This window comes from Microbacterium sp. W4I4 (genome assembly GCF_030816235.1).
GTDB lineage: Bacteria > Actinomycetota > Actinomycetes > Actinomycetales > Microbacteriaceae > Microbacterium.
In genome coordinates, this window is the sequence record NZ_JAUSXT010000001.1 from 1642242 (window position 1) to 1655505 (window position 13264).

General features: G+C 67.3%; 13 protein-coding genes. All 13 read right to left on the minus strand.

Going from position 1 to position 13264, the window contains the following annotated elements; genetic code table 11:
• Positions 1-7: 7 nt before the first annotated feature.
• Positions 8-1447, minus strand: coding sequence for an aldehyde dehydrogenase family protein (locus QF046_RS07885; protein ID WP_307368080.1), 1440 nt, complete (start codon positions 1445-1447; stop codon positions 8-10).
• 24 nt (positions 1448-1471) lie between these two features.
• Entirely contained in the window at positions 1472-2245 is a 774-nt protein-coding gene (locus QF046_RS07890; RefSeq protein WP_307368081.1) for an SDR family oxidoreductase, read from the minus strand.
• 2 nt (positions 2246-2247) lie between these two features.
• Positions 2248-3168 (minus strand): dihydrodipicolinate synthase family protein, encoded by a 921-nt coding sequence (locus QF046_RS07895; RefSeq protein WP_307368084.1) that lies wholly within the window; start codon positions 3166-3168, stop codon positions 2248-2250.
• Positions 3165-3968, minus strand: a complete 804-nt coding sequence (locus QF046_RS07900; protein ID WP_307368087.1) for an enoyl-CoA hydratase-related protein — start codon at positions 3966-3968, stop codon at positions 3165-3167. Before QF046_RS07900 ends, QF046_RS07895 begins: the two co-directional genes overlap by 4 nt.
• Positions 3965-5179, minus strand: a complete 1215-nt coding sequence (locus tag QF046_RS07905) for a CaiB/BaiF CoA-transferase family protein (RefSeq protein ID WP_307368091.1) — start codon at positions 5177-5179, stop codon at positions 3965-3967. Before QF046_RS07905 ends, QF046_RS07900 begins: the two co-directional genes overlap by 4 nt.
• A complete protein-coding gene (locus tag QF046_RS07910; RefSeq protein ID WP_307368094.1) occupies positions 5176-6564 on the minus strand; it encodes an FAD-dependent oxidoreductase in 1389 nt (462 codons plus the stop codon). The genes QF046_RS07905 and QF046_RS07910 overlap by 4 nt, the downstream gene beginning before the upstream one ends.
• A 69-nt stretch (positions 6565-6633) precedes the next feature.
• Positions 6634-6963, minus strand: a complete 330-nt coding sequence (gene fdxA, locus QF046_RS07915; RefSeq protein WP_307368098.1) for a ferredoxin — start codon at positions 6961-6963, stop codon at positions 6634-6636.
• Positions 6964-7006: 43 nt separating this feature from the next.
• Positions 7007-8185, minus strand: a complete 1179-nt coding sequence (locus QF046_RS07920) for a CaiB/BaiF CoA-transferase family protein (RefSeq protein WP_307368102.1) — start codon at positions 8183-8185, stop codon at positions 7007-7009.
• Positions 8186-8245: 60 nt separating this feature from the next.
• A complete protein-coding gene (locus tag QF046_RS07925; RefSeq protein WP_307368106.1) occupies positions 8246-9067 on the minus strand; it encodes an ABC transporter permease in 822 nt (273 codons plus the stop codon).
• 2 nt (positions 9068-9069) lie between these two features.
• Positions 9070-9852 (minus strand): ABC transporter ATP-binding protein, encoded by a 783-nt coding sequence (locus tag QF046_RS07930; protein ID WP_307368110.1) that lies wholly within the window; start codon positions 9850-9852, stop codon positions 9070-9072.
• 3 nt (positions 9853-9855) lie between these two features.
• Positions 9856-10926, minus strand: coding sequence for an ABC transporter substrate-binding protein (locus QF046_RS07935; protein WP_307368113.1), 1071 nt, complete (start codon positions 10924-10926; stop codon positions 9856-9858).
• Between the two features lie 160 nt (positions 10927-11086).
• Positions 11087-11698 (minus strand): helix-turn-helix domain-containing protein, encoded by a 612-nt coding sequence (locus QF046_RS07940; RefSeq protein ID WP_307368116.1) that lies wholly within the window; start codon positions 11696-11698, stop codon positions 11087-11089.
• Positions 11699-11776: 78 nt separating this feature from the next.
• On the minus strand, positions 11777-13231 hold the full coding sequence (locus QF046_RS07945) for an MFS transporter (RefSeq protein WP_307368118.1): 1455 nt from the start codon (positions 13229-13231) through the stop codon (positions 11777-11779).
• Positions 13232-13264 lie beyond the last annotated feature (33 nt).

Genomic DNA, 13264 nt, shown 5'->3' on the forward strand with positions numbered 1-13264 from the left:
TCCCGGCTCAGCGATCGATGCCGACGTAGACCGTCTTCTCCCAGGTGTAGAACTGCGTGGCCGTGTGGCCCTGTTCGCGGAACGTGTTCGAGGAGGACTCCTTGATGCCGCCGAACGGCACGTGCAGGTCCAGACCCGACGTCGGCCGGTTGACCTTCACCACGCCCGCCTGCACGCGCGCGGCGAAGTCCGTCGCGTACGCGAGACTTGTCGTGCAGATGCCCGCAGTGAGCCCGTACGGCGTGTCATTGACGGCAGCCAGGCCGGACTCGTAGTCGTCGACATCGATCACCGCGACGATCGGCCCGAAGATCTCCTCGGATGCCAGCGGGGAGCCGTGCTCGAGATCCGTCGCGACGACAGGGCCGAAGCCGAGTCCGTCGGGGATGCCGGTCCCGTGGTGCAGGGTGGCGCCCGCCGACACCGCAGCCTCGACGGCCGCGGCATCCTGCTCGAGCTGCGGCCTGCTCACCACCACGCCCATGCTGGTGGCGGGATCCAGACCGTCGCCGGGCGTGAACCTCGCGGCGGCCTCGGCGAGCTCCTTCAGGAACGCGTCGCGGATGCCCGGAGTCACGTAGACCCGAGAAGTGGCGGTGCACGCCTGACCGGTGAGCGAGAAGGCACCGGCCGCGACGACCGCCGCCGCACGCCGCGGATCGGCGTCATCGAGCACGAGGACGGCGTTCTTGCCACCCATCTCCAGCTGAGCCCGCGCGCGGCGCGCATTGAGCGTCGTCTGCAGGCCGAGCCCGACAGCGGTGGACCCCGTGAAGGACAGCCCTGCCACACGACGATCCTCGGCGAGGGACTGACCGACGACACGTCCCGGACCATGGACGACGTTGAAGACGCCGGCGGGAAGCCCGGCCTCCTGCAGCGCTCTGGCCAGATGGGTCACGGACATCGGGGTGAGTTCGGCGGGCTTGATCACGACGGAGTTGCCGCTGATCAGGGCAGGCGCCGTCTTCCAGGCGGGGATGGCGATCGGGAAATTCCAGGGGGTGATGAGTCCGACCACACCGAGCGGCTCCCGGTTGGTGCGCACCGTGGTGTCGGCCAGCGCGCTGTCATAAGTCGCCCCGGTGGCCGACCAACCGGCAGCCCCGAAGAACTGGAAGACGCCGATCGCCCGACCGACTTCACCGGTGGCCTCCGCGATGGTCTTGCCCTCCTCGCGCACGAGGTCTCCGGCGATCTCGGTCTGCCTGCTGCGCAGGATCTCCGCAGCGCGCAGCAGAACCGCGCCACGAGCAGGTGCGGGAAGCCCGGCCCACGCGGGCTGAGCGTCCCCCGCGGCCGAGATCGCGGCATCCGCATCCGCCGCCGTGCCGCTCGGATACCGTACGGCGACCTCACCCGGGCGCGCAGGGTTCTCCCGCTCTTTGTCCGCGCCGCCGAGGAACTCGCCGCCGATCAGGTGCTGAGCCAGTGCTGTCTGTGCCATCCGTCTACATCCCTTCGTGAAGTTTCAGAGCGCCTGCACGAGTCCGCCGTCGCAGCGGATGGCTGCGCCGGTGACATATGAGGCGATGCCGCTGCAGAGCACGGCAGCCATCGCACCGAACTCCTCCGGCTCCCCGTAGCGGTGAGCCGGGATCAATGCCGTCGAGCGCCGACGCACCTCGTCGACGTCGACCCCCTGCCTGTCGGCATTCGCCCGATCGAGCCCGTCGACGCGCGCCGTTGCGATGCGGCCGGGCAGCAGCAGGTTCACCGTGACGCCGTCGGCCGCGACCTCGCCGGCCAGCGTCTTCAGATATCCGGCCAGCGCCGCTCTCCCGAGATTCGAAGTCACCAGACCCGCGAGCGGGGCGACGACTCCGGAGGATCCGATCGCGAGCACGCGACCCCACCCGCGTTCGCGCATTCCCGGCAGTACCTGCGAGATCAGGTCGACACCGGGCCTGACCAGATCGTCGAACGCCGTGCCGGCCTCATCGGCCGACAGGGTTGCGGCGGTCTGCGGCTTCGGCCCTGGGCCGTTGATCACCAGCACGTCGACGGCGCCGAATCGTTCCTCGGCTGCGCGCACGGCCTCCTGCCGCGAGGTCGCATCGCGGATGTCGAGCGCCACTCCGATCGCGGACGACAGCCGTGAGGCGACCTCCTCGGCCGCGTCCAATCGGCGACCGGTCACGACGACGTTCGCGCCTTCGCGTCCGAGCGCCTCCGCCGTGGCGCGCCCGAGTCCGCCGGTCGATGCCAGGACGAGCGCCGTGCGCCCGTGCAGCCCGAGATCCATGGTCAGGCCTCCTGCAGTTCCGCGACCAGATCGAGATGCCGTTGGGCGTGCGCACTCAGCGCGGCAGGGAACGGCGTGGCCGGCGGGCGTACCGTCGCGTTCTCGATGAGGCCGCGGCGCCGCATCAGCTCCTTGCGGATGCCCAGAGCGATTCCGGCCTGCTGCTCGAAGTTGATCAGGGGAAGGTACGGCAGCAGCGCACGCGATGCGGCGGAGAACCCGCCTTCCTGCCAGGCGTCGATCGTCCTGACCAGACCCTCCGGAAAGGAGAATCCGGTCATCGCGCCGGCTGCGCCGCTGACGAGCTCGTCGAGCAGGCCCTGTCCGCCGAGGCCGCCGAAGACCGAGGCGGTTGTTCCGCATGCCGTGATCCTCGCCACCGCGGGCGAGGTCGGCGGTGCTTCGGCCTTGACGGCGACGATGCCCGGGCCGGCGTCGAGCACGACTTGGAGCGCGTCGGCCGAGATCGCCACGCCGCTCGCCCGCGGGTAGTCCTGCAGCACGATCGACGCACCGGTCGCCGCCACGATCGCCTCGAGGTGGCGGACGACATCATCGGCGTGCGAGGAGTTGACCTGCACCATCGCCGCGCGGAAACGCTCCCCAGTCACGGCGGCCGCGCTCGCGATCTCGCGGATGACGTCGTCCGTGTCGAGGGCCGTGATGCCTGTCACGATCGGCACGTCTGTGCTGTCCACGACCACCCGCAGTGCGAGCTCGCGTTCCTGCTCGGTCAGCGATGCGGCTTCGCCGAACACTCCGAGCACGGTCAGGCCGCGGACGCCCGCAGACTCGCTGAACTGCACCAGCCGGGCCAGGCTCAGCTCGTCCACGGCCGACGCATCAGCGGTGAACGGCGTGGCGACCACGCCCCAGACTCCGGACTCGAGTGCCGCGCGCGCCTCCTGAGTCACGGCGCTCATCGGCCTGTCCACTTCGGCGCGCGCTTCTGCTGAAACGCCTCCACACCCTCTCGGGCGTCGTCACTGTCGAGCGCGTCGATGAGCGCGGGAAGGCGCATGCCGCGCGCTTCCCGCGCGGTGAGGTGCCCGGTCTCGGCGATCATCTGCTTCATCGCACGGATCGAGCTGGGTGAGCTGGCGAGCAGATCGGCGATCCAGCGCTCGACCGCGGCATCCAGATCGTCCATCGGAACGACCTCGTTGGCCAGCCCCATCCGGTGGGCCTCCTGCGCAGGAATCATGCGCCCGGTGAGCAGCATGCCCATCGCCAGCTGGTGCGGCACCTTGCGCACAAGCTGGTGAATGCCGCCGTCGAGGGCGAGCCTGCCGACACGGGGCTCGGTGAGCCCGAACTTCGCGTGCTCCGCGGCGACGATGATGTCGGCGCCGAGGGCGATCTCCATTCCGCCTCCCACCGCGTACCCGTTCACGCGGGCGATGATCGGCACCAGGAGCGTGCGGCGCAGGCTGATCCCGCCGAAGCCGTTCGGGTCCAGACCTGCCCAGTACTCCAGCCCGGTCTTGCCCACGGCCGCGGCGGACATGTCGGCGCCTGCGCAGAAAGCTCGGTCACCGCCACCGGTGACGACCACCACCCGCACGTCCGGGGAGCCCTCCATCAGGGCCCACACCTCGTTCAGCGCGTCGTGCGTGCGCTGGTCGACGGCGTTGCGCACGTCGGGCCGGTCGATGGTGACCGTGGCCACACCGCGCTCGTCGATGTCGAGTCGGACGCCCGCTTCCCATTCCGTGGTCGTCATCGCAGTGCCCCCGCCTCGATGAGCACGCGGATGCGGTCCTCGTCGAATCCGAACTCGGCGAGCACCTCCTCGTTGTGCTCACCCAGCCGCGGTCCCACCCGGCGAACCGTGGCTGGTGTGCCGGAGAGGTGGATAGGCGTGCCCAGCATCTTCACCGTGCCAGCGACGGGATGCTCGGCCTCGACGATCATGCCGTTCACGGCGGTCTGTTCGTCGTCCAGGGCTTCGGCCATGGTGCGCACCGGAGCATTGAGGATGCCGACGGCCTCGAGCCGCCCGGTCCAGTACTCCGTGGTGTTTCCGGCGATCTGCTCGGCGAAGATGGCCTGCAGCGCCGCACGGTTGGCGGTCTGCGCGTCGAAGTCCGCGAACTCGGGCCGCAGCGACAGGTCCTCGCCGACCTCGAGCGCCTCGCTGATCTTGCGAAGCGGCTCAGTCGTGAAGCCGCCCACGATGCACACTGCGGAGTCGACGGTCGGGAAGACGCCGCTCAGCGGCATCCGCGCCCAGTTGATCTCGCGTCCGCGGTTCATGTGCATGCTCGCCTCCTGCATCTGCATGTGCAGCATGGAGTCGTACATGGCGACCTCGACTTTCTGGCCGACCCCGTTCACGTCGCGAGACCGCAGGGCGAGCAGAATGCCCTGGAACAGGTGCATCCCGGTCGTGTAGTCGCACAGCGTGGTCGGGTAGATCGTCAGCGGGACATCGTCGGCCGAGCGACGCCAGAGCACCCCGGAGTACGCCTGAATGACGACGTCCTGGCCGCCTTCGGACGAGTGCGGCCCGACCGGGCCGAAGCCGGTGCCGGATGCCCAGATGATGCGCGGATTGATCGCTTTGAGCTCCTCGTAGCCGAATCCCATCCGCTCCATCACCCCGGCGCGGAAGTTGCTGACGACCACGTCGGATTCGGCGATGAGAGCGCGAAGCGCCTCGCGGCCCGCCTCCGATTTCGTGTCCATCGCGACACTGCGCTTGTTGCGATTGATGGAGAGGAAGATCGGGTTGTCCTGACCGTCGCGGTCGGGCACCGAGTTGCGGGAGATGTCTCCGTACTCGGGACGCTCGACCTTGATCACATCGGCGCCGAAGTCACCGAGCAGCTGCGTGCAGCTGGGGCCCATGAACACCTGGGTGAAGTCGATGACGCGGATGCCGGCCAGTGGCAGCGCCTGATCCGCGCCGGACATCCGAACCGGGGCGGTCATGCCTCGATCGCCTCCTTCTCGGCAGACGGCAGCTCGGAGAGCTCATCGATGGTCGCGTTCTCCGATGGGACATCACCCGGGTCGGCGTTGTGCTCGCGCATCAGTCGCTGGACGTCGGTAGCGTCGACGTCTCGGACGAGCACCTTCTGCTGCAGCGACAGGACGCTGGCGAGCGCGACGGCCTGCCCCATGGCCATGCACGGTGGGATCTCCCGCGAGCTCTTCTGCGCATCAGAGGTCGCGGAGTAGTGCCGGCCGGCGACCAGCAGCTGGTCGACGTTCGTGGGCACCAGCGACCGGTAGGGGTAGTAGTAGTCGCGACCGCGGGCGACGGAGTCCTGGAAATGTCGACGCTGCACGACATCATCCTTGGTCATCACGTACTCTCCCTGCAGAAGGCGGGTCTGGCGCACGCCGATCTGCGGCGCCGTGTCGACCACGAAGGCGTTCTCGAAGCCGGGCATGCTCTCCCGGACGTAGTCGACGACGGCGGCGATGCGCTCGCGCGCCGAGTAGTCCGCCTCGGTCAGCGACGCGGGGTCCGTGCCGTCGAAGCCGCTCATGTGTGGGGCATTGCACCAGATGATGCCGTCCAGCGGCGTCTTCAGCCACCAGTGCTCCCACGCGCCGCCCAGGATGCGCTTGGCCTGACGGTTCAGCGCGCGAGCGGCCTTGGGGTCGGCCTGCTCGAATTCCTCCGCGCGCTGAGTGTCGATCCCACCGAGGCGGAAGACCAGAGTGGTGATGTAACTGCCCTGGATGTAGTCGGCACCGGCGCGCGAGGCGACGTCGATGTCGCCGGTGGTGTCGATCACGACATCCGCCAGGTGAGCCTGCGGGCCGGACTTCGTCTCAGTGATGACGCCCTTGATGACGCCGTCGTCGACGATGGGACGGGCGAACCAGGAGTGCAGGAACAGCCGGACGCCGGACTCGCGCACCAGGTCGTTGGAGACGCGCTTCCAACCGTCGGGGTCGAACGCCGCGGCGTACACGATCGGCTTCGGGTGGGCCTTGCTGTGGAAGTCGTAGGTTCCGTAGCGGTTCCACTTGTTCCACAGCTCTTCGGATGCGCGGCGGTCCTCCTTCGGGGGGACCACCGCGAGACCGAGCTTCTGCAGGCGCTCGACGTACTCGGAGACAATGCCGGTGACGGTGATCTCCTGGCCATTGATCATGTCATCGAGGACCAGCACCATGCCACCGGAGGCCAGACCGCCGAGAGAGGAGTACCGCTCGATGAGGGTGACGGAGGCGCCTGTTCGAGCGGCGGTGACCGCCGCTGCCGTTCCTGCCGGCCCTCCGCCGACGACGAGGACATCCGAGCGCGAGGCGACCGGCGCCTGCAATTCATCGGAGCTGACTGCGAGTGCACTGGTGTTCACTGGTTCTCCCCTTCTTCTCTGACTGGGAACAGATCGTTGATGTTTAGCATATTAAACTTTTTAACTATGTCAAGCTTTTGGCGCTGAGCTGAGCCAGGGCAGCGCGGTCACGTGCGGGTGGTCCTCGATGCGGCCATGGCGATCCGCGCCGCCGGGTGCTCCGACAGAGGCGAACGCCTCCTCTGCGATGCCGATGAACCGCTCGTCTTCCTCCTCCACGTCCTCGCTGAAGGTGATCGCCTCCACCGGGCACACCGACTCGCAGGCACCGCAGTCGATGCACTCCGACGGGTGGATGTAGAGCGTGCGCGCTCCCTCGTAGATGCAGTCCACCGGACACACCTCCACGCAGCCGAGGTCCTTGACATCGACACAGGCCTGACCGATCACGTATGTCATGACGACACCGCTCCTCTTCTCCGTGCTGCCGTTCCCGGCAGCGTCACTGCACGATTCCGTCGGCGATCAGCCGACGGATCTGCTCGTCGGAATACCCGGATTCCGACAGCACCTGTTCGGAGTGCTGCCCCAGTCGCGGGGGGACGACACGCACCTCCGGCACCGAGTTCGACATCCGGATGGGGGATGCGATCGTACGGATGATGCGCCCGTCGGCGTCCGGGAACTCCAACAGCATCCGATTCACCTCGGTCTGCTCGCTCGCCAGAGCCTCGGCGAGGGTGAGCACGGGTCCGCAGAGCACGTCCTGCTCCTCGAGCGCCGTGAGCCAATAGGCGGTCGTCCGCTCGCCCAGTCGGGCGGCGATGATCCTGCGCAGCTCGGCGCGGTTCTCCCGCTGCTCCTCGAGATCCGCGAAGCGCGGGTCGGCCGAGAGATCCGGCAGCTCCAGCGCTGCGCAGATCCTCTGCAGCGGGTTCTCCTTGAACGCCCCGATGATCACCAGCTCGGAGTCGGTGGTGGCGAAGCATCCGGTCAGGGGCATCATCGCCCAGTTCAGCTCGACGTCGTACATGAGCCGAGCCGTCGCCTCCTGCGCCTGGATGGCCAGCATCGAGTTGTACAGGCTGACCTCGACCTTCTGCCCTTCCCCAGTGCGCTCGCGGTGCAGCAGCGCCAGCAGAATCCCCTGCACGAGGTGCTGGCCCGCCGTGTAGTCGGCGATCGCGGTGGCGTACACCGCTACCGGGGCATCAGGATCGGGCGTGCGCTTCATGACCCCGGAGTACGCCTGCCCGAGCACGTCCTGGCCGCCCTTGTGGGCGTAAGGGCCGGATGGACCGAAGCCGGAGCCCGCAGCCCAGATGATGCGCGGGTTGATCCTGCGCGCGTCCTCGTAGCCGAGGCCGAGACGCTCCATGACACCGGGGCGGAAGTTGCTCACCACCACGTCGGCGCGGGCGATGAGGGACTCGGCGACCTCTCGTCCGGCATCCGTGCCCAGATCCAGCGCGACGCCGCGCTTGTTGCGGTTCAGGGCGAGGAAGACGGGGTTGTCCATGCCCTGATGCGCGAGCACTCCGCGGCGGGACAGGTCTCCCATGCCGGGTCGCTCGATCTTGATCACCTCGGCCCCGTAGTCGCCGAGGGTCTGGGTCGCGATCGGCCCCATCATCACCTGGGTGAAGTCCAGCACGACCGTGCCTGCAAGCGGCTGCATCATCGCGGCCTCCTTCCGAGGGGGCGGCGCGGTCGCCATGGTCGGCGACCGCGCCGCGTCGCCTCACATCTTCGACTCGGCGGTCCAGGTCACGATCAGACGCTCCAGCACCGAGACGACGGTGAAGAACACCACGGCGACCAGCGAAGCCATGATCATCACCGCGTACAGGAACGGAGTGTCGAAGTTGTACGTGGCCTGGATGATCAGGTAGCCGAGGCCCTCCTGAGCACCGATCCACTCTGCGACGATCGCACCGATGACGGATGTCGTGGCAGTGATGCGCAGCGAGGAGAACAGGAACGGCACCGAGGCGAACACGCGCAGCTTCCAGAAGGTCTCGCTGCGGGATGCCGAGAGCAGGCGGAACAGCTCCAGGTGCTCACGGTCGACGGCCTTCAGCCCCTTGACCATGTTCACCAGCGTGGGGAAGAACGAGATCAGGGCGGCGATGACCACCTTCGGCGCGTAGCCCGTGCCGAGCATCAGCACCAGCACGGGGGCGATGGCGACGATCGGGATGGTCTGGACGAACACCGCGACCGGCATCAGCGCCTCTTCGGCAGCGCGCCAGTGCACGAACAGCACGGCGAGCAGCACGGCGATGCCGTTGCCGACGAGGAAGCCGAGGAGCGCCTCGAACGCCGTCGGCCACATGTTCTTCGTCAGTGACGGGAACTTGTCGACGAAGGCCGCGGCGACCTCTACCGGCGTCGGGATGATGTAGTACGGGATCTGGAAGATCATGCAGATGAGCTGCCAGAGGACGAGAAGGACGACGACGGCGAGGATGGGGGCTCCCATCCGGCGCAGTGCGGACTTCTTCGGCTTCGACTTCGACTTCTGCGCGGATGCGACGGCGAGCGCCTCGGTGGTGGTGGACATGTTCACGCCCCTTCCAGTGCGCGGCGCAGCAGCGCCTCGTATTCGGCGAACTGCGACAGCGACCGCACGGCGCGCGATCGGTCCCCTGGCAGATCGATGTCGTGCACCTCGCTGATCCGGCCCGGCTGGGCCGACATCACGACGACCCTCTGCGAGAGGAACACTGCCTCGGCGATGCTGTGGGTCACGAACACGATCGTCGTTCCGGTGAGCTGCCAGATGTTGAGCAGCTCCTCGTTGAGGCGGTCGCGAGTGATCTCGTCGAGCGCGCCGAAGGGTTCGTCCATGAGCAGCACCTTGGGCTTGGTGATCAGCGCCCGGGCGATCGACACTCTCTGCCGCTGGCCACCGGAGAGCTGAGACGGCAGCGCTTCGGCGCGTCCGTCCAGTCCCACCAGAGCGAGCAGCTCCTCCGCACGGCTGCGATCCTCAGCGGTCGCCTTGCCCGGGCCGATCTCCAGCGGCAGCATCACGTTGTCGACCGCGTTGCGCCAGGGCAGCAGCGCGGCATCCTGGAACACGAAGCCGAGCCGCCGGCCCTCGCGGGCGACCTGCGGCGACTCGCCGAGCACGGTGACCGTCCCCGACGTCGGTGCCAGCAGGTCGGAGATGATGCGCAGCAGCGTCGACTTGCCGCAGCCGGAAGGGCCGAGGAGCGAGGTGAAGCTGCCTGCCTCGAGCTGCACCGAAACGCCCTCGAGCGCGGTGACCGAGCCGCCGGCTGTGTCGAAGGTGATCCCGACGCCGTCTACGAGAATGGGATCCATCGTCGTCACGTCAGCCATGGCTCAGCCGACCTTCGGGCGGACGTCGGCGGTCGCATCGAGGATCTGCCAGGTCGCGATGTCCTCGACCTTCGGCGCGGCGGAGTTGAACTGGCCGAGCTGATCCCAGAGGTCGATCTGCGTCTGCCAGACCTCCTTCTTCATCGTGCCCCAGCCCTCGGTCTTGGTGTCGGCGTTGAAGATGTAGTCCATCAGAGCACCGCCGTCGTCCTTGATGTCCTCGAGCTTGAGCTCGGGCGACATCTCCACCATCGCCTTCGCCGCCTCGTCGATGTTGTCGCGCACGTAGGCCCATCCCTTGGCGGTTGCGTTCATGTAGTGCTCGACGCTCTCGGGGTTCTTCTCTAGCACCTCATCGGTCGTGTAGTAGATGTACGCGTAGAGCGGCACACCGAACTTCGCCAACGGCATGGCCACGAAGTCCTCGCCGATCTCGCGACGCTGCGACTTGGAGTTCAGCCAGGTTCCGAAGACATCGACCTGTCCGGTCAGCAGGGGTGCGATGGTGTCACCGGTGGCGACGAACTCCACCTTCTTCTCGTCGACGCCGTTCGCGGCGAGGAAGGCCTTGAACAGGATCTCGCTGGTGGCGGGGCCGCCCACCTTCTTCCCGATGAGCTCTTCGGGGCTCTCGATGGGATGGTCGGTCTTGGAGATCCACGCGTACGGGTGCTCCTGGACGCCGACACCGAACGCTTTGACGGGAATGCCCTGCGAGCGCGCCAGCATCAGCGATGGGCTGGATGAGATCTGGCCGATCTGGGACTCGCCTGCGGCGACGAGGGCGATTCCGTCGATGCTCGGTCCGCCGGACTTGATCTTGAACTGCAAGCCGAGGTCGTCGTAGTAGCCCTTCTGGAGTGCGATCGCCTCACCCATCTGCCCGGAGTTGAGCAGCCAGCCCAACTGCATGTTGAGCGCATCGCCTCCCCCGCCGCCCGGCTTGGAGGGCCCACCACCAGGTGATGAGCATGCGGTGAGAAGTGCGTTGCCGAGCAGCAGGCTGCCGACCGCCACCCCCGTGCCCTTGAGCAGGTTGCGGCGCGAGAGGTCAGTGAACATCGGGTTGGACATGCGATTCTCCTCATTGAGATTCGGACGCGCGACGAACGCATCCGCCCTTTGGGGTCGGGAACAGCACGATCATCCGGGCATGCCGAAGGCATGCCTGGTGGAGGCGTGCTGCAGGTCTGTGCGACTCACCGCCCGTCGGGCGAGAGCGTTGTCTGGACTGCTACCAGGTGGGGGGCGTGATGACCGAGATCGAAGCGCACGGCTCGTCGGAGCTGTTTCCGAACCAGTGCGGTATAGATGAGTTGTACGTGATCGAGTCGCCTGCTTCGAGGGCGTAGCGTTCCCCGTTGAGGTACACGTCCTTTTTGCCGGAGATCACGATCACGAACTCCTCGCCACCGTGCTTGAACGGGGTGCTCTCGGTCGTCGAACCGGGCGGGGTGACCACCCAGATCGCTTCGAGACTTCCCGACAGGTTCGGCGTCAGCAGTTCGAAGACGGTGTCATCGCTGGCCGACTCGGGCGCCCGCCCCTTGAGGTCGCGGCGGGCGTTCTTGCGGACAACGGGCGAGTGGCTGTCCTCCTCGTCGGGGAAAAGCTTCCCGACGGGGACGTTCAGTCCGTGCGCCAACTGCACGAGTGTGGAGAACGAGGGGTTCGCGAGACCCCTCTCGATCTGACTGACGATCGCGGTGCTCAGGCTTGTGGCCCGAGCCAGGTCCGCGAGAGTGAGGCCCTTCGCCTTGCGCATTTCGCGCACTCGGGTTCCGATGGTCTCCAGGATCACGCTCACGCCCAACTCAGCGGGAGCTTCAGTGCTAACGTCGACCATGAATCCGATCCTCCGTGGAACGATGGGGTGAATTCAGTATAGTTAAGAAATTCACTGAGTCAACAGTTCTGCCAGAGATCATCCGGGGTTGTCGGTGAAGGCCTGCTTCGGCACGAACATGAGCAGCACGGCCGCGACCAGCGCCGTGACGCCGCAGACGATCCACACGGTCATGTAGCCGGACAGCGATCCTGCGGTCGCATCGGCGGCGGATGCTCCGGTGCCCACCACGCCGTTCAGCAGCGCGATGCCGAACACGCACGACGCGATCGCGCCGCCGACGGTCTTGACGGAGTTGGTAAGTCCGGTCGCGACACCGGTCTGGGTCGAGGGAGCGGCGGATGCTGCCGCGGCGGGCAACGCGGCCACGAGCGCCCCCGAACCGAGGCCGACGATCACCATGTTGATGATCACCTGCAGGTACGTGCCGTGCAGCGGCAGGAACAACATGAATCCGATGCCGACGAGCGTGGACGCACCCATGAGGGTCAGCCGAGGAGCGGTGAGGCGTGCGATCACCGGGAACAGCAGTGCGCCGGCGATCATCGCGATCAGGTAGATGCCGATGATCAGCGAGGTCGCGAATCCGGTCGTACCGAGGCCGTAGCCGTACACGGCCGGGTCGGTGCGCGCGAAGGTCGACAGCGGCGCCTGCGCGCCGAGCACGCTCACCCCGAACAGGCCCGCGGTGAGGAACACCGGCCCGAGCGCCGGCGAGCGGAACATGCGCACGTCGATCACCGGGTCGTCGTGCTTCAACTCCCACCGCACGAACGGGATCACCAGCAGGATGCCGAGCACGACTACGCCCCACGACCAGACGCTCGTCAATCCACCGGGCAGACGCAGCAGGCTGAGTCCACCGGTGAAGGCGATCAGCGCCACCGAGATCAGCGAGATGCCGACCGTGTCGAGGCGTCCGCCGGTCAGTTCAGGCGACTCCTTCACCCCGAACAGGATCACGAAGAAGCAGACGACGATCAGCACCGCGGGCACCAGCAGCACGAGCCACAGCGGCAGGATGTCGATGAGCGCCCCACCGGCGAGCGCGCCGATGATCGCGCCCGCCTCGAGCGCGGCGACGAGCATGCCCGCCGCCCTGGCCGTGATCACCGACCGGCCCTCCATCCGCCGCGAGCGCGACCAGATCAGCGCGATCTCCAACGGCAGCCACACCACGTAGAAGCCCATCAGCGCCCAGCCGATCAGGAACACGAGGAAGGAGTCGGTGAACGGCAGCACCAGCGCCGCGGCCGCGGTGAGCGCGGTCGAGACCAGCAGCATCCGCTTGTGCCCGATCATGTCGCCGAGCTTCGCGAACGCCGGCACGACGAGCGCCGAGAGCATCAACTGCGTCCCCTCGAGCCAGTTCACGTCGGCGTCGTGGATACCCAAGTGCCGGGCGATGTCGGTGAGCATGGGCGTGTAGTACCCCTGCAGCACTCCGCTGGTGAACTCGACGAAGGCGAGGAAGCCGACCACTGCGGCGAGCGCGCCGAAGGTCGTCTTGCGAAGGGCATCGGTGCGCGTCATCGCGCCTCCATCTCGGGGCAGAGCAGTACCGGG

Bases quoted from the DNA above. Each gene is read 5' to 3' on its own strand.
- QF046_RS07890 (WP_307368081.1), bottom strand. From the start codon at position 2,245: ATGGATCTCGGGCTGCACGGGCGCACGGCGCTCGTCCTGGCATCGACC.
- QF046_RS07925 (WP_307368106.1), bottom strand. From the start codon at position 9,067: ATGTCCACCACCACCGAGGCGCTCGCCGTCGCATCCGCGCAGAAGTCG.
- QF046_RS07935 (WP_307368113.1), bottom strand. From the start codon at position 10,926: ATGTCCAACCCGATGTTCACTGACCTCTCGCGCCGCAACCTGCTCAAG.
- QF046_RS07895 (WP_307368084.1), bottom strand. From the start codon at position 3,168: ATGAGCGCCGTGACTCAGGAGGCGCGCGCGGCACTCGAGTCCGGAGTC.
- QF046_RS07945 (WP_307368118.1), bottom strand. From the start codon at position 13,231: ATGACGCGCACCGATGCCCTTCGCAAGACGACCTTCGGCGCGCTCGCC.
- QF046_RS07885 (WP_307368080.1), bottom strand. From the start codon at position 1,447: ATGGCACAGACAGCACTGGCTCAGCACCTGATCGGCGGCGAGTTCCTC.
- QF046_RS07920 (WP_307368102.1), bottom strand. From the start codon at position 8,185: ATGATGCAGCCGCTTGCAGGCACGGTCGTGCTGGACTTCACCCAGGTG.
- fdxA (WP_307368098.1), bottom strand. From the start codon at position 6,963: ATGACATACGTGATCGGTCAGGCCTGTGTCGATGTCAAGGACCTCGGC.
- QF046_RS07900 (WP_307368087.1), bottom strand. From the start codon at position 3,968: ATGACGACCACGGAATGGGAAGCGGGCGTCCGACTCGACATCGACGAG.
- QF046_RS07905 (WP_307368091.1), bottom strand. From the start codon at position 5,179: ATGACCGCCCCGGTTCGGATGTCCGGCGCGGATCAGGCGCTGCCACTG.
- QF046_RS07940 (WP_307368116.1), bottom strand. From the start codon at position 11,698: ATGGTCGACGTTAGCACTGAAGCTCCCGCTGAGTTGGGCGTGAGCGTG.
- QF046_RS07930 (WP_307368110.1), bottom strand. From the start codon at position 9,852: ATGGCTGACGTGACGACGATGGATCCCATTCTCGTAGACGGCGTCGGG.